The 16138-nt window shown below is 73.3% G+C and carries 10 protein-coding genes; 8 read left to right on the top strand and 2 right to left on the bottom strand.

Going from position 1 to position 16138, the window contains the following annotated elements:
- Positions 1–8: 8 nt before the first annotated feature.
- A complete protein-coding gene (locus ACF1A1_RS34000) occupies positions 9–698 on the bottom strand; it encodes a CAP domain-containing protein (RefSeq protein WP_392005166.1) in 690 nt (229 codons plus the stop codon).
- A gap of 571 nt (positions 699–1269) precedes the next feature.
- Here ACF1A1_RS34000 and ACF1A1_RS33995 point away from each other — a divergent pair.
- From ACF1A1_RS33995 to ACF1A1_RS33960, 8 genes are all read left to right on the top strand, one after another.
- A complete protein-coding gene (locus tag ACF1A1_RS33995; protein ID WP_392005164.1) occupies positions 1270–2115 on the top strand; it encodes an MIP/aquaporin family protein in 846 nt (281 codons plus the stop codon).
- A 24-nt stretch (positions 2116–2139) separates the two neighbouring features.
- Complete coding sequence (gene glpK / locus ACF1A1_RS33990) at positions 2140–3657, top strand: glycerol kinase GlpK (RefSeq protein ID WP_392005162.1); 1518 nt, start codon at positions 2140–2142, stop codon at positions 3655–3657.
- Positions 3658–3791: 134 nt separating this feature from the next.
- Positions 3792–5366: an acyl-CoA carboxylase subunit beta gene (locus tag ACF1A1_RS33985; protein ID WP_392005310.1), complete on the top strand. Its 1575-nt coding sequence runs from the start codon at positions 3792–3794 to the stop codon at positions 5364–5366.
- 57 nt (positions 5367–5423) lie between these two features.
- On the top strand, positions 5424–7178 hold the full coding sequence (locus ACF1A1_RS33980; RefSeq protein ID WP_392005161.1) for a fatty acyl-AMP ligase: 1755 nt from the start codon (positions 5424–5426) through the stop codon (positions 7176–7178).
- Positions 7175–11161, top strand: a complete 3987-nt coding sequence (locus ACF1A1_RS33975; RefSeq protein WP_392005159.1) for an acyltransferase domain-containing protein — start codon at positions 7175–7177, stop codon at positions 11159–11161. Before ACF1A1_RS33980 ends, ACF1A1_RS33975 begins: the two co-directional genes overlap by 4 nt.
- Before the next feature lie 19 nt (positions 11162–11180).
- Positions 11181–12119 (top strand): alpha/beta hydrolase, encoded by a 939-nt coding sequence (locus ACF1A1_RS33970; RefSeq protein WP_392005157.1) that lies wholly within the window; start codon positions 11181–11183, stop codon positions 12117–12119.
- 122 nt (positions 12120–12241) lie between these two features.
- Positions 12242–13471 (top strand): PucR family transcriptional regulator, encoded by a 1230-nt coding sequence (locus ACF1A1_RS33965; protein WP_392005155.1) that lies wholly within the window; start codon positions 12242–12244, stop codon positions 13469–13471.
- Positions 13472–13612: 141 nt separating this feature from the next.
- Positions 13613–14254, top strand: coding sequence for a cutinase family protein (locus ACF1A1_RS33960; protein WP_392005153.1), 642 nt, complete (start codon positions 13613–13615; stop codon positions 14252–14254).
- Between the two features lie 75 nt (positions 14255–14329).
- Here ACF1A1_RS33960 and ACF1A1_RS33955 read toward each other — a convergent pair whose 3' ends face one another.
- A complete protein-coding gene (locus ACF1A1_RS33955; RefSeq protein ID WP_392005151.1) occupies positions 14330–16060 on the bottom strand; it encodes a hypothetical protein in 1731 nt (576 codons plus the stop codon).
- Positions 16061–16138: the final 78 nt, after the last annotated feature.

Below are 16138 nucleotides of genomic sequence, written 5' to 3'. Positions count from 1 at the left end.
CTGGTCGGTCAGCGGGCCGTGCCGAAGTCCTGCGTCCAGTAGTTGCCGGGCTGGGCGAGGCCGACACCGATGTTCTTGAAACCGCAGGTGAGGATGTTGCGCTTGTGGCCGGGGCTGGACATCCAGCCCGCCATGACCTGCTCGGGGGTGGAGTATCCGTACGCGACGTTCTCGCCGTAGGTCTTCCAGTTGTAGCCGGCCCGCGTGATCCGCTCGCCCGGGTTCGAACCGTCGGAGCCCGTGTGCGACATGTTCCGGTGGCTCGCCATGTCCGCGCTGTGGGCCTGGGCGGCCTTGGAGAGCTTCGCGTCCAGGGTCACCGGGGAGCAGCCGGCCTTGCCGCGCTCGCTGTTGACGAGGGCCACGATCCGCGCCACGGCGCTGGACGCCGGGGCCGCGGTGCCGGAGCCGCTCGGAGACGCTGCGGCGGGCGCCTTGGGCTTGGGGGGCGCCGTCGACGCGGGCGCGGTGGCCGCCGGTGAAGCCGGGGCCACGGGCCGGGAAGTGGCGTCGCCGTCCCTCCACCGCTCCCCCGAGGACGCGTTCGTCCAGTTCTTCCACCGACCGTAGGACTCGGCGCCCTCGGCGCTCTGATCGTTCAGACAGGCCATGGCGGCGGACGGTATTGCCAGCGCGCCAAGTGTGACGGCGGCGATGGCTATGTGCCGGTGGCGCGTCGTCCTGCGGTGCTTCCTCATGCGGGCCTCGCTCGGTCATCTCGAGGGTGCGCCTCCGGTGGGCCCGGCCTGCACGGATGCTGCCCTGACCTGCGGTGACGCCTTCTGGAGCCCGTCATTCTCAAACCTGGGTGCGAGGGCGGCAACGACCCTCACCACTACCCCGCCTCGTAGACGCCCGGAGCCCTTGAATCCGGCGCGGGGGTGTGCTGACCCGGCTCGACCGGGAGGCGTCAGGAGCTGACGCTCCGCCAGGAACCCACCGGCGCCGGGGCGGCGGCGTGAAGGAGCCGATGCGGACCCACGCGGCCGGATCATGTGCACCGTATGTCTGCTTGCAGACGGCACATCCGCCTATGTCGCCCGCGCGCCATGTACTACCGAACGGCGTTGACGCGGTGAACCGGGGTGACGGATGTCACTGCGGACCGGCGCAACCATTCCCTCGGGCGCCCACGCCCGGATCCACAACACGGAAGGACAGGGACTTTTTGCTACATATGCGCTTACTTCATGATCGGCCTATCCTGATCCGAGAAAAGCTCGGGCACTCGACACCCGGTCCCTGGGCCGGTGGGAAGCGGGGCTTTCAATGGCTGAGCGACTCAAAAGGTCGGGATTGGTCGGCGAATTGTCGGCCGAGTTCGCCGGCACGATGATTCTCATCCTGTTCGGCTGTGGCGTGGTGGCCCAGGTGGTCGCCGGCGGGGCTCTCACGACGCCGCCGGGCGGTCTCGGAGACCACGACAGCATCGCCTGGGGCTGGGGCATCGGCGTCACCATGGGCGTCTACGTCGCCGCCCGGCTGAGCGGCGCCCACATCAACCCCGCGGTGACCCTCGCCCTGGCCGCGTTCAAGGGTTTCCCGTGGAGCAAGGTGGCGCCGTACGCGGTGGCGCAGACGGCGGGCGCCTTCGTCGCCGCCCTCATCGTGCGCTGGAACTACACCGAGGCACTGGCGAAGGCCGACCCCGGCCACACCATCAAGACACAAGGTGTCTTCTCCACGCTCCCCGCCAACGGCAACACGAACCTGCCGGTCTACGAGTGGGGCGCCTTCCGTGACCAGGTCATCGGCACCGCCCTCCTGCTGCTGCTGGTCCTGGCCGTCACGGACCTGCTCAACTCACCACCGGGCGCGAACCTCGCCCCGTTCATCATCGGCCTGATCGTCGTCGCCATCGGCATGGCCTGGGGCACCAACGCGGGGTACGCGATCAACCCCGCACGCGACTTCGGGCCCCGACTGGCCAGCTTCATCACGGGCTACGGCGGAGCATGGCGAGATCAGTACGGAAACTTCTACTTCTGGGTACCGATCGTCGGTCCCCTGATCGGCGGCCTGCTCGGCGCCGGCCTGTACAAGGCTCTCATCGGCCGGTTCCTGCCCAAGGGGGCTCCGGAGCCTCCCGGCCGCATGCCCACGCCCGAGGGCTGACACCCACGACAGAGGCGGCATCCCATGGCTGACTTCGTGGGTGCGGTGGACCAAGGGACCACCAGCACCCGATTCATGATCTTCGACCACGCCGGCAACGAGGTGGCGAAGCACCAGCTGGAGCACACCCAGGTCCTTCCGCGGTCCGGGTGGGTCGAGCACGACCCGGTGGAGATCTGGGAACGCACCAACTCGGTGATGCAGACCGCGCTCAGGCACGGCAACCTGTCCCCCGACGACCTCGCGGCAATCGGCATCACCAACCAGCGGGAGACCACCGTGGTGTGGGATCCGCGCAACGGACGTCCCTACTACAACGCCATCGTCTGGCAGGACACCCGCACCGACTCCATCGCCGCGGCCCTGGAACGCTCGGGTCGGGGTGAGGTCATCCGCCGCAAGGCGGGGCTGCCGCCGGCGACCTACTTCTCCGGCGGGAAGATCCAGTGGATCCTCGAGAACGTCGACGGTGTCCGCGAAGCCGCGGAGCAGGGCCACGCCCTCTTCGGCAACACGGACGCCTGGGTGCTGTGGAACCTCACCGGCGGCCCCGACGGCGGCATCCACGCCACCGACGTGACCAACGCCAGCCGCACCATGCTGATGGATCTGGAGACCCTGGACTGGGACGACGAGCTGCTGGGCTTCTTCGGCATCCCCCGGGAGATGCTGCCCACCATCAACCCTTCCTCCCACCGCGAGGCGTTCGGGGTCACCCGCACCTCCCGGCCCCTGCGGACCGCCATCCCGATCAGCGGGGTGCTCGGCGACCAGCAGGCCGCCACGGTCGGACAGGTCTGCTACGCGCCGGGCGAGGCCAAGAACACGTACGGCACCGGCAACTTCCTCGTGCTCAACACGGGTACGGAGCTGGTGCGTTCGCAGCACGGCCTGCTCACCACCGTGGCCTACCAGTTCGGTGACAGCCCGGCGGTCTACGCCCTGGAGGGCTCCATCGCGGTGACCGGGTCCGCGGTGCAGTGGCTGCGCGACCAGATGAAGGTCATCAGCAGCGCGGCCGAGAGCGAGACGCTGGCCCGTACCGTCGAGGACAACGGCGGCATGTACTTCGTCCCCGCGTTCTCCGGCCTGTTCGCTCCCTACTGGCGCTCGGACGCCCGCGGCGCGATCGTCGGCCTCGCCCGCTACAACGACAACGGCCATCTCGCCCGGGCGACCCTGGAAGCCATCTGCTACCAGAGCCGCGACGTCGTCGAGGCCATGGAGCAGGACTCCGGTGTCCACCTCGACGTGCTCAAGGTCGACGGCGGTGTGACCACCAACGACCTGTGCATGCAGATCCAGGCGGACGTTCTCGGCGTTCCGGTCAGCCGCCCGGTCGTCGCCGAGACCACCGCGCTCGGCGCCGCCTACGCGGCGGGACTCGCCACCGGTTTCTGGCGGGACACGGACGAACTGCGAACCCACTGGCAGGAGTCCAAGCGCTGGGAGCCCCAGTGGTCCGACGAGCAGCGCGCGGAAGGTTACGCGGGCTGGAAGAAGGCGGTGGAGCGCACACTCGACTGGGCCAAGGTCGAATAGAGCCCGCCGCCAGCCTCTTGTCATAGGGGAACGAACCCGGTTCCCACGGGACTCACCTCGCGCAAACAGAACCGGGTTCCCCAGGATCCTGCGCCGTCTCGCTGCCATAGTCGAAGCCACTTTCGGAGGTGGCTGTGACGCGAGAGGCGACGACATCCCGGACGAGGGAGACGGCGGCGCGCGAGTCCGACGGCACCGCCGGGCGCCTGGCCGATCTGGAGAGCCGTTGGGCGCGGGCGGTGGCCCCGTTCGGGCCGAGACGGCGCGGGGAGTTCGGCGCCCGGGAGCGGATCGACCTGCTGCTGGACGCGGGCTCCTTCACCGAGACCGGCCTGTTCGTCCGGGGCAGGGGAAGCGGGGACGGAGCCCGTCGTCCCTACGGCGACGGGGTGGTCACCGGGTACGGGACGGTCGACGGACGTCCGGTGTGTGTGTTCGCCCAGGACCCCACGGTCCACGGCGGCAGCATGGGCGAGGCGTTCGGTGAGAAGACCGTCGCGCTGATGGACCTCGCCCTGAAGACGGGCTGCCCGGTCATCGGGCTCAACGACGGCGGGGGCGCCCGCATCCAGGAGGGCGTCGCCTCGCTCGCCCTCTACGCCGAGCTGGTGCGCCGCAACGTCAAGGCGTCCGGTGTGATCCCGCAGATCTCGGTCGTCCTCGGGCCGTGCGCCGGCGGGGCCGCGTACTCGCCGGCCATCACCGACTTCACCGTGATGGTGGACGGCGCCTCGCACATGTTCGTCACCGGACCCGACGTCATCGAGGCGGTCACCGGCGAACGCGCCAGCGCCGAGGAACTGGGCGGCGGGCGTACCAGCAACACCGTCAACGGCAACGCCCACTTCCTCGCCGCCGACGAGGTGGACGCCCTGGACACCGTACGGGACCTGCTGTCGTACCTGCCCGCCAACAACCTCGAGCCGCCCCCGGAGTACGCGCCGGCGCCCGCGCCGGCCGGCGCTCGGCTCGACGAGATCGTGCCGGACCGGCTCGGGCAGGCCTACGACATGCGCGACATCCTGCGCGCGGTCGTCGACAACGGCGAACTGCTGGAGGTGCAGGAGCTGTTCGCACCGAACATCATCTGCGCGTTCGCGCTCGTCGACGGGTGTTCCGTCGGTGTCGTCGCCAACCAGCCGCTGCACGCCGCCGGTGTCCTCGACATCGACGCCTCCGAGAAGGCCGCGCGCTTCGTGCGGTTCTGCGACGCCTTCGGCATCCCGCTGCTGACCTTCGCCGACGTCCCCGGCTATCTCTCCGGCGTCCGCCAGGAGCAGGCCGGGATCATCCGGCGCGGTGCCAAGCTGCTGTACGCCTACGCCGAGGCGACCGTCCCCAAGGTCACCGTCGTGGTGCGCAAGGCGTACGGCGGCGGATACGCGGTGATGGGATCCAAGCACCTGGGCGCCGACATCAACCTGGCCTGGCCCACCGCGCGCATCGCCGTCATGGGCGCCGAGGGTGCCGTGGGCGTCCTGCACCGGCGCGAACTGGCCGCCGCCGACGACCCGGAGGCGTTGCGCGCCCGGCTCGTCGCCGCGTACGAGAGCACGCACGGGACGCCGTATCCCGCCGCCGAGCGCGGCTACGTCGACGCCGTCATCGCCCCGCGCGACACCCGCGCCCAGGTCTGCCGTGCCCTGCGTGCGCTGCGCGGCAAGCGGGCCCCGATGCCGCAGCGCCGGCACGGCAACATCCCGCTCTGACCCGCCCGGCACCGCCCGACCCGCAAGCCGTTCCCGCGATGTGAGGAGCCATCCCCGATGGACACCCGCCGCCCCCCGCTCGCGCCCGCGTACCGGAGTCTGCCGGAGTACGTGCGGCACTGGGCCGAACACGCCCCGGACCGCCGGGCGTTCACCTTCGTCGACCATCCGGCTCCGCACGCGCGTGGCGTTCACCGCACCCTGACCTGGCGGCGCCTGGACCTGCGCGTGCGGGCGCTGGCCGCCCGGCTGGCCGAGGAGGCCGAGCCCGGATCCCGGGTCGCGCTGCTGTGCCCTCAGGGCACGGAGTACGTCACCGCCTTCCTGGCCGCGCAGGCGGCCGGGCTGGTCGCCGTACCGCTGTACCCGCCCGGGCTGCCCGGGCACGGCGACCGGCTCTCGGCCGTCCTGGCCGACGCGCGTCCGCGTGCTGTGGTGACGACGAGTCGGACGACGGGCGACGTACGGGAGTTCTGCGAGGGCGAGGGCGCACCGGTGCGGATCGTCGTGGCGGACCAGGTGCCGGACGCCGCCGCCGGGGACGGGCGGCCGGTCCCGCCGGACGGCTCGGCGGTCGCCTACCTCCAGTACACCTCCGGCTCGACGCGGACCCCGGCCGGCGTGGAGATCACCCACGCCAACGTCGTCGCCAACGCCCGCCAGGCGCTGACCGCCTACGGTGCCGACGACCGTCCGGTGACCTGCGTGGGCTGGCTGCCGCTCTACCACGACATGGGGCTGGTGCTGAGTGTCGCCGCCCCCGTCGTGCGGGGTCTGCTGTCGGTGCTCATGGATCCGGTGGCCTTCCTGCACGAGCCCGTGCGCTGGCTGCGGCTGCTCGCGGCGCATCCGCGCGCGGTGAGTGCCGCGCCCAACTTCGCCTACGACTACTGTGCCTCGGCCGTCACCGACGCGCAGAAGGCGGACCTGCGGCTGGACGGCGTCGCCGCGCTCATCAACGGCAGTGAACCGGTCCGCCCGGGCACGGCCGACCGCTTCCACGCCGCGTTCGCCGACCGTGGACTCGCGCCGGACACCCACTGTCCGTCGTACGGGCTCGCCGAGGCCACCGTCTTCGTCAGTGCCGCGCGGCCCGGGGAACCGTTGCGCCGGTTCGCGCTCGACCGCGACGCCCTCACCGCCGGGAAGGCGCTGCCGGCGCGGCCCGACGATCCCCTGGCCGTGCTGGTGGCGGGCTGCGGTACTCCGGCGGGCCAGCGGGTCCGCATCGCCGATCCGGTGTCCCGCGTCCGGCTGTCCGAGGGGGAGGTCGGGGAGATCTGGGTGGCAGGTCCCAACGTGGGGCGTGGTTACTGGAACCGGGAGGAGCAGACCGGGCGTGTCTTCGGCGCCTCGTTCGCCGACGCCGCGGACGGTCCCGGTGGCTGGCTGCGCACCGGGGACCTGGGGACGGTCCTGGACGGCCAGTTGGTCGTCACCGGCCGTCTGAAGGATCTGATCGTGGTCGACGGCCGCAACCACTACCCGCAGGACGTGGAGGCGACGGCCCAGGACGCGCACCCGGCCGTGCGGCGCGACCGGCTCGCCGCGTTCGCGGTTCCCGGCGGCCCGGGCGAGCGGGTGGTCGTGGTCGCCGAGCACGCGCGGAACGCGGACCCCGCGCAGACCGATCTGCCGGCCCTCGTCCGCGCGGTGCGTGCGGCGGTCTCCGCCCGGCACGGGCTGCGGCTCGCCGATGTCGTCGTGGTTCCGCCGGGCACGGTGCCCCGGACGTCCAGCGGCAAGGTGTCACGGGCGCTGACCCGCGAGCGCTATCTGGCGGGCGCCTTCGCGCCGGGGGCCGCCGGGTGAGGGCCGTCGACGAGGGCGCGCTGCGCCGTCTGATCGCCGGGCGGGTGTCCGCCTGGACCGGCACGGCCGTCGCGGACGTCCGGATGGACCGGCCGCTGGCGGACCTCGGCATGTCCTCGCGCGACGCGGTGGTCCTGGCCGGGGAACTCTCCCGGGTGACGGGTCGTGAGCTGCCGGCGACGCTGCTGTGGGAGGCGCCCACCGGGGACGCCCTGGTGGCGCACCTGTGCGGCGCGGCGGTCACGCCGACGGCGGCGCCGGCCGCGCCGGCTCCCGTGTCCGACGAGCCCGTCGCGGTCATCGGCGTCGGCTGCCGGCTGCCGGGCGGTGTGCACGGCGCGGACGACTACTGGCGGCTGCTGACCGGGGGCGTCGACGCGATCCGGCGGGTCCCGGAGGACCGGTGGCGTGACTTCACCGCCTTCCCGCCCGCCGACGCGCCTGCGTACGGCGGCTACCTCGACGACATCGCCGGATTCGACGCGGACTTCTTCCGCGTCTCGCCGCGCGAGGCCGCGGTGATGGATCCGCAGCAGCGGATCCTGCTGGAGGTCGTCCACGAGACGCTCGACCACGCGGCCGTCCCGGCGGCGTCCCTGGCCGGCACCGCCACCGGTGTCTTCGTCGGTGTGTCCGCCCCGGAGTACGGCGCGCTGACCGGCGCCGACCCGGCCGCCGTCGACCCCTGGGCGCCGGCCGGCGGCGCGCTGGGCGTGACCGCGGGGCGGGTGGCGTACGTGCTGGACACGCGCGGGCCGAGCATGGCCGTCGACACCGCCTGCTCGTCGTCGCTGGTCGCCATGCACCACGCCTGCGTCAGCCTGCGGACGGGCGAGAGCGACACGGCCGTCGCCGCCGGGGTCAACCTGCTGCTCTCCCCCACCGTCACCGTCGCGTTCCGGCGGGCGGGCGCCCTCGCCCCGGACGGGCGGTGCAAACCGTTCTCCGCGGTGGCCGACGGCATCGGACGCGGCGAGGGGTGCGCGGCCGTGCTGCTGAAGCGGCTGTCCGACGCCGAACGGGACGGCGACCGCGTCCTCGCCGTCATCCGCGCCACGGCCGTCAACTCCGACGGCCGCTCCAACGGTCTCCTCGCGCCCAATCCCGCGGCACAGCGGGCCCTGTTGAGGGCCGCCTGCGCGCGGGCCGGGCTCACCCCGGCGCACATCGACTACGTCGAGGCGCACGGCACGGGCACGCCGCTGGGCGACCCGATCGAGGCGGGCGCGCTCGGCGCCGTGCTCGGTGCGGGCCGCGACCCGGACCAGCCGCTGCTCCTCGGCTCCGTCAAGGGCAACCTCGGTCACCTGGAGTCCGCCGCGGGCATCGCCGGGCTGGTGAAGACGGTGCTGGCCCTGCACCACGACCTGGTGCCGCCGTCCCTGCACTGCGCCGGGGGCAGCGCCCTGGACGACGTACGGCTGCGGGTGGTGACCGAGTGCGAGCCGTGGCCCCGCTACGGCGGCACGGCCACGGCCGGGGTCTCCGGTTTCGGCTTCGGCGGCACCAACGCCCACGCGGTGCTGGAGGAGTGGCGTCCCACGGCCGCGCCGCCGCGGGCCGAGGAGCCCGCCGCCCGACTCCACCTCCTCTCCGACGTCGACACCGCACGCCTCCGGGACACCGCGGCCCGGCTCGCCGACTGGCTCCGCACACCCGAGGGGGGCGCGGCGCACCCCGCCGACGTGGCGCGCACACTCGCCGGGCGGGCCGGCCGCGGGCCCGTGCGCGCCTCGGTCGCCGCCCGTGACCGTGCCGAACTCGCGGACGCACTGGGCGCGCTGGCGCGGGGGCGTCCCCACGCCCGGGTGGTGACCGGTGAGCGCGATCTCGTCGGGCCCGGTCCGGTGTGGGTGTTCTCCGGGTACGGCAGCCAGTGGGCCGGCATGGGGCGTCGGCTGCTGGCCGAGGAGCCCGCCTTCACCGCGGCCGTGGAGAAGCTCGACGCCCACCTGGCCCCGGAGTGCGGTCTGTCCCTGTACGACCAGCTGGCCTCCGGTGCCGCCCTCGATCGCGTGGAGGTCGCCCAGCCCGTGCTGTTCGGCCTCCAGGTGGCGCTCGCCGAGCTGTGGCGCGCGCACGGTGTCGAGCCCGCCGCCGTCATCGGCCACTCCCTGGGCGAGGTGGCCGCCGCGGTGTGCGCGGGCGCGCTGGGCGTGCCGGACGCGGCACGGGTCGTCGCCGTGCGAGCCCGGCTGCTCGGCGGGCTGCGGGGCGGCGCCATGGCCGTCGTCGACCTCGACGACGGCGAACTCGACGCCCTGCTGCGGGACTTCCCGGGTGTGCACGTCGCCGTCCACTCCTCACCCGGTCAGAAGGTCGTCACCGGCGACGAGCCGACGGTGTCACGGGTCGTACGACGGCTGGAGCGCGCGGGGCGGACCGCCCGCGCCATGCGGGTCACCGGGGCCGGGCACTCACCCCAAGTCGAGCCGCTGCTGCCGGAGTTGATGGACGCCTTGGCCGACATCCGAGGCGGACGGCCGCGTGTTCCGGTGTACTCCACCGTCCTGGACGACCCGCGCGGCGACGCGGTGTTCGACGCCTCCCACTGGGCCGCGAACCTGCGACGGCCCGTGCGCCTGGACCGGGCCGTCACTGCGGCGGCGGCCGACGGTCACACCGCCTTCGTGGAGATCTCGCCCCACCCGGTCCTGTCCCGGGCCGTCACCGACACCGTGCCGGGCGCCCTCGCCCTCGGCACGCTGCGCCGCGACGCCGACGGCTCCTCGGCGTTCCTCACGCAGGTGGGAGCCCTGTATGCCGCGGGCGGACGCCTGCCCCTGCCGCCGGGCCGGGTCATCGACCTGCCCGCGCCGCGCTGGCGGCACGTGCGGTACTGGTGGACGGACGGGCGGACGAGCGCCGCCGCGGCCACGAGCGCACCGGCGGCACCGGAGGACGAGGCCGGCGCGGCGGAGGACGCCTCCGTCTGCGGTCGCCTCCGTCATCACATCGCCGCCGTCACCGGCCACCCCTCGGCCCGTGTCGCGCCCTCCACCGCCCTGGCCGACCTCGGTCTGGACTCGCTGATGGCCGTCCGCATCCGCACCGCCCTGCAACGCGAGCTGCGGATCGAACTGCCCCTGCGCGACCTGCTCGGTGCCGCCACCGTCGAGGAGGCGGCCGCTCGGATCGAACAGGCGCTCACCGCACGGCCGGCGGGTGAGCGCTCCCCGCTGACGACCCTGCGCGCCGCCGGGTCCGGGCCGCCGCTGTTCCTCGTGCACGCCGCCGGCGGCACCACCGACGTCTACCGGTCCCTCGCCGAACGGCTCGGCGACGAGCGGCCGGTGTACGGACTGGAGCGGCTCGAGGACGCTCCCACGGTGACCGACAGGGCACGCCGCTACGCCGAGGCCGTCGCCGCCGTCCACCCCGAGGGGCCCTGTCTGCTGGGCGGTTGGTCCTTCGGCGGCTTCGTCGCCCAGGAGACGGCGCGGCAGCTCACCGCCGCCGGACGGGAGGTGGAGCTGGTGGTGCTGATCGACTCCGTACGGCCCCTCCCGCGGCCCGGCCTGACACCGGCCGACCGGATCCGCGCCCACTTCACGGGCTTCGCCCGCCATGTCGCCGACGCCTACGGGGTCCGGCTGGAGCTGCCGTACGACGACCTCGTCGCGATGGACGACGACGGCGACCGCATCGACACCGTGCTGCGGGCGCTGCGCGAGGCCGCCGACGTGCCGGCCGCCGCCCTGGAGCACCAGCGCTCCTCCTACCTCGACCTGAGGATCGGCGAGGCCCACCGGCCGGGGCGCCACGACGGACGAGTGGTCCTGTACCGGGCGACCGAGCCCGCTCCGCACACCGTGCGCGATCCCGCGTACGAGCGGGACGACGAGGCACTGGGCTGGGACGAGGTGTGCCCGCGCCTGACGGTGGTGCGGGTCGCGGGACACCATCTGTCGCTGCTCGACCCACCGCACGTCGACGAGATCGCCGCCCACCTTCGACGGCGGTTCGCCGAGCACACCCGCTGAACCGGATCCGAGGAGCCGCATGCCCCACCACTTCACCGGAGCGTCCCGACGCACCGTCACCAAAGCCGCGGTAGCCGCCGGTCTGACCGCCCTGTTCGGAGCCCGCGCCGTCACCGCCCGGGCCGCGACCCGGCTCGGACCGCGCACCCTCGACGTCTCCGTCTCCTCCGCCGCCCTGGGCCGCAGCGCGCCGGTGCGGCTGATCCTGCCGTCGGGTTTCGACGCGCGGGCCGGGCGGACCTATCCCGTGCTGTACCTGCTGCACGGCGCCCACGACGACTACACGTCCTGGACCCGGGAGACGGACATCGAGGCCTTCACCGAGGGCCGGGACCTGATCGTGGCGATGCCGGACGCGGGATCCACCGGCATTCCCACCGCCTGGCGCGCCGGTCCCGACTACGAGACCTTCCAGGTCGAGGAGGTGCCGGCGCTGCTCGCCCGTTCCTACCGGGCCTCCGGCGTGCGGGCCGTCGCCGGCGTCTCCACCGGCGGCTACGGCGCGATGGCGCACGCGGCACGCCACCCCGCCACCTTCGCGGCGGCGGCCTCCTACAGCGGCATCCTCGACACCACGGCGCCGGGCGTGCCGCCGATCCTGGACGCCATCGTGGCCCGCGAGAAGCTGCCGCCGCTCTCCCTGTGGGGCAACCCGGTCCTGAATCCGCTCACCTGGCGCGACCACAACCCGCGGGCCCGGGCCGCGGGGCTGCGCGGCACCGGCCTGTACGTCTCCAGCGGCAGCGGAGTGGCCGGCGGCAGCGGTGACTGGCTCCCCGAGACGCTGGAGAGCGCCCTGTGGCCCTCCGCGCACCGCTTCACCGACACGCTCGCACTGCTCGGCATCCCGGTCACCACGCACTACTACGCGGGAGGAGGACACAGCTGGGCCTACTGGAAGCGGGAGTTCACCGCGTCGTGGCCGATGCTCGCCCGTGCGCTGGGGGTGCCGGAGTGAGGGGAGTGCCGTCGGGGCACGGAACGGAGCGCAGGGGCCGCCCGTCCAACTCGGGACTGGCGCCTCGCCCCACGGTCAACCAACCGCGGGTGAGCCGCTTCCGTGCGAAAGGAGGGTCCGCCGTGGCCGCCCCCACCCCGCACGGCGTACCGGACGGCCTCGGCGCCTCCCCCGTGCCGCCCGATCTGGCCAAGCTGCTGCGCGCCCGGCTCGAGTCCGTCGCCGACGAGGTCGAGGAGGAGGTGCGCAGACAGGTTCCGGAGTACGCGCGGCCGGCCGACGGGACGTACCGCGCGCACCTCAGGGCCGGGGTCGTCCAGGCACTCACCCTGTTCGTCGACCACATCGCCGACCCGCGCGGTCAGGGGGACGCGATCGCCGCGACGTACTACGAACTCGGGCGCGGCGAGGCGACGGAGGGCCGCGGTCTGGACGCGTTGCAGTCGGCGCTGCGCGTCGGCGGGCTGCACGCCTGGCGGCTGTTGGGCCGTACGGCCGAGGAGCTCGGCCTGGACTCCGCGGTCGTCGCCGCGCTGGGCGAGCTGGCGTTCCGGACCGTGCACGAGGTGGCGGAGGCGGCCGCTGCCGGTTACGCGGAGGCTCAACTGCGCAGCACGGACGAGCTGGAGCGGCGCCGCAGGCGCCTGCTCGACCTGCTGCTGGGCGACGGTCCGGTGTCCCCGGAGGCCGTGCAGGACCTGGCGCACGGCGCACGGTGGCCGGTGCCGCGGCAGGTCGCCGTCGTCGCGCTCGCGGCCGGCCCCGAGCAGGGGGAGGGGGACCGGCCGCTGGCGGCGGCGGGCGCGTTGGTGGACATGGAGTCGCGGCCGCCCCGGATGCTGGTGCCCGACCCGGACGGTTCCGGCCGCTTCGGCGGCCGGGCGTTCGCCCTCGCCCTGCGCGGCCGCCCGGCCGCGATCGGCCCGACGGTCCCGCTCACCGAGGCCGCCCGGTCGCTGCACTGGGCCACCCGCGCCCTGGGGCTGATGGGCCGCGGGATCCTTCCCCGGCAGGGCGTGGTGCGCTGCGCCGACCACTTGTCGACCCTGCTGCTGCACAGCGACGAGCTGCTGCTCGCCCAGTTGGCGGCGCGGGTCCTCGCGCCGCTCGACGCGGTGTCTGAGGGGCAGCGCGCCCGGCTCGCCGAGACGCTGCTGGCCTGGCTGCTCAGCGGCAGCAACGTGCCGGAGGTCGCCACCCGGCTGCACGTCCATCCGCAGACGGTCCGTTACCGCCTGCGCCAGTTGGAGAAGCTGTTCGGCGACGCGCTGCACGATCCCGGCGCCCGCCTGGACCTCATCCTGGCCCTGCGCGCCGAGGAACTGCGGGACCGGAGCGGCTGTGCCACGTGACGTATTTCCCCCGCTCATCTCGGCAACAAAAACCCGGGAGTTTCTGAATTCCCGTCCATAACACCCGGCCGGCGAACGCGAATACGTTCGGGGCGTCCTTTTCCGCAGGCGCCGCACGCGCCCCACCCGCAAAGGATCCCCATGCGTATTCGCTTGTGCCTCGCCGCGCTCTCGCTGGTCGGCGGGGCCGGACTGGCCACCCTCTCGGCGCCCACGGCATCGGCCGCGGCCTGCTCGGACATCGAGGTCGTCGCGGCCCGCGGCACCTTCGAGCCGGGCACTCTCGGCTTCATCGTCGGCGACCCGGTGTATTCCGCCCTCCAGCGGAAACTGACGGGCAAAAACCTCTCCAGCTACCGGGTGAACTATCCCGCGGACCTTTCCCTCACCTCGGCCGCACAGGGAAATGCGGATCTGGTGAACCACGTCAGGAGCCAGGCGGCCGCCTGCCCGAACCAGCGTTTCATCCTGGTCGGCTATTCGCAGGGCGCGAATGTCGTCGACAACTCCATCGGCATCAGCAGCGCCGGCGCGGTGGTCGGCAGCCCCATCGTGGCCACCCTGCCCGCCGCGGTCGAACCGAAGGTCGCCGCGGTACTGCTGTTCGGCAACCCGATCCGGGCGCTCGGCAAGAGCGTCACCGGCACCTACCAGAGCCGCACCTTCGACATCTGCGCGGACGGTGACCCCGTCTGCGAGAGCGGCGGGGGCGACACGCTGGCCCATCTCGGCTACCGCGACGACGCCGACACGGCGGCCGCCTTCGCCGCCGGCAAGGTCTGACCCGCGGCGCGCGAACACGCGGCAGAAGGGCCCGGGAGGAGTTCCTCCCGGGCCCTTTCCGCCTCTGCGGGTGCGCTACTCGGGAGTCCGGGCGAAGTCCGTGAGGCTGGTGGAGACGGGTTCGGGCCGCCCGTTGTTCTGCGCGGGGGCCGCGGTCAGCACGTCGAGGTGCTGGTAGCCGTCGGCGACCACCGGGTGCAGGTCGGCGGGGATGCGGCCGGCCAGCAGTCCGTCGCCCGCGAGCACGGTGAGCGTCGGGTTGGCGGTGAGCCCGTCGGGGTGGACGACGAGCCGCTTCACCTGCGGGGAGGAGGACAGCTGGAGGTCGGTGACCAGCTTGGTCGGGAAGTACTGCTCGGTGAAGTCCAGCGGCTGCTCGGCCAGGCTGCGGGCCAGCTCCTGTACGTCGGTGACCTCCTTGCCGGCGCTCGTGAACGGCGTGCCGTCGGCCGAGCGGTACCCGGGGTCGTCGGGATCGCCCACGCGGTCGTAGTCGCGCCAGGTGTACAGCGGCCCGTGGGGCCGGTCCGGGATGGCCTTGTACGCGGTGCCGAACAGCCCCGCTTGCTGGTCGCCGCCGTTGGCGACGGGGAAGCTCTTGTCGGCGACCGGCCCGCCGTCGAAGAAGCCGACGCTGCTCTGGAGGAACGCCAGCGGTACGGAGTTGTCGTCCATCAGCGCTCCGAGCACCGCCTCGTTGGTGAGGCGGAAGTCCTTCACCGCGGGCGCCCCGGTGAGGAAGGCGGCGGTGTCCTTGGAGAACAGGAAGCGGTTGGTCGTCTCGATGTTGGCGTTGGAGGGCAGGTAGGCGGGCAGGTCGGCCTCGCCGCCGGGATCGCGTACGGCGCCCAGGCCGGCGATGGCCAGCAGGGTCATGGTCTCCGGGTTGAGCAGGACGGGCGCCGAGAGCGAGCGCGGCAGCAGTCCGCTGTCGAGCCCGGCCTGCACCACGCCGTAACCGAGGCCGATGTCGGGCAGGTTGGTGTCGTCCGGGATGCTGCCGCTGAGGTCGGCGAGCGAGGTGGACACGGTGGTGTCGAGGGCGAAGTAGCCGGCGCACTGGCGGTGCCCGGCGTCGGCGGTGGTGGTCCGGTCGCCGTCGAAGTCGGCGGTCGCGAAGTACCCGGTGACGACGCCGCCGAGCGAGTGGCCTCCGCACAGCACCTTCCGCTGGCGCAGGCCCTGGTCGGGCAATTCGGCGGCGAGCAGGTCGTACTGGTCACGGACGGTCTGTTCGATGCCGAGTTTCGCCATCCATCCCAGCCGGTCGTTGCCGAGGAACCCGGCGAAGGCGCGCCCGTCGACCTGTTTGCCGCGGTAGTAGTAGTCGACGGCCGTGTGCTGGTCGCCGGAGGCGATTCCGGTGCGGTCCTCCAGGCAGTTGGAGCGCCGGTCCAGCGCCCAGAACTCGATGTGCCGCCCCTGGTCGGCGGCGCGCGCGACGGTGTTGCGGGCGACGCTGTCGAACGCCCCGGCCCCCTCCAGGATGCCCGGCTGGGCGACGAGGATCCGGTCGGCGTCGGCCGATGCCCGCGGCCCGTCGGAGGCGCGGTAGCGCAGGTACGACAGCCAGTCGCACGCCGCCGGACGGGCCCCGAAGGAGGCCGGCAGCGGCGCCCTCACCCGCACCACCGTCTCGGTCACCCCGGTGACCGGGCTCGTCGAGACGACGGCCGTCTCCGTCCGGCCGCTCTCCGCCCGGGCGTTCGGGGCCGCCGCGGTGAGCGCCCCGGAGGTCAGCAGCACCGCCAGCGCGGCGCTGCGCAGGGTCTTCGCGGTTCCTGCTCTGCTGCGACTCGTGTTCATAGCCGGACCGTAGGTGCGTGCGGACGGCCCGGTCGGGCGATGCTCACAACAACGCAGCGGCGGGCGGCGCCTTTGTCA

Origin of the sequence: Streptomyces sp. NPDC014995, assembly GCF_043080745.1 — a bacterium.
In the GTDB taxonomy this organism is placed as follows: domain Bacteria; phylum Actinomycetota; class Actinomycetes; order Streptomycetales; family Streptomycetaceae; genus Streptomyces.
Note: the sequence above shows the minus strand (reverse complement) of the source record. Positions and strands in the feature narration are given on the sequence as shown.

Bases quoted from the DNA above. Each gene is read 5' to 3' on its own strand.
- ACF1A1_RS33995 (WP_392005164.1), top strand. From the start codon at position 1,270: ATGGCTGAGCGACTCAAAAGGTCGGGATTGGTCGGCGAATTGTCGGCC.
- ACF1A1_RS33980 (WP_392005161.1), top strand. From the start codon at position 5,424: ATGGACACCCGCCGCCCCCCGCTCGCGCCCGCGTACCGGAGTCTGCCG.
- ACF1A1_RS33970 (WP_392005157.1), top strand. From the start codon at position 11,181: ATGCCCCACCACTTCACCGGAGCGTCCCGACGCACCGTCACCAAAGCC.
- ACF1A1_RS33955 (WP_392005151.1), bottom strand. From the start codon at position 16,060: ATGAACACGAGTCGCAGCAGAGCAGGAACCGCGAAGACCCTGCGCAGC.
- glpK (WP_392005162.1), top strand. From the start codon at position 2,140: ATGGCTGACTTCGTGGGTGCGGTGGACCAAGGGACCACCAGCACCCGA.
- ACF1A1_RS34000 (WP_392005166.1), bottom strand. From the start codon at position 698: ATGAGGAAGCACCGCAGGACGACGCGCCACCGGCACATAGCCATCGCC.
- ACF1A1_RS33960 (WP_392005153.1), top strand. From the start codon at position 13,613: ATGCGTATTCGCTTGTGCCTCGCCGCGCTCTCGCTGGTCGGCGGGGCC.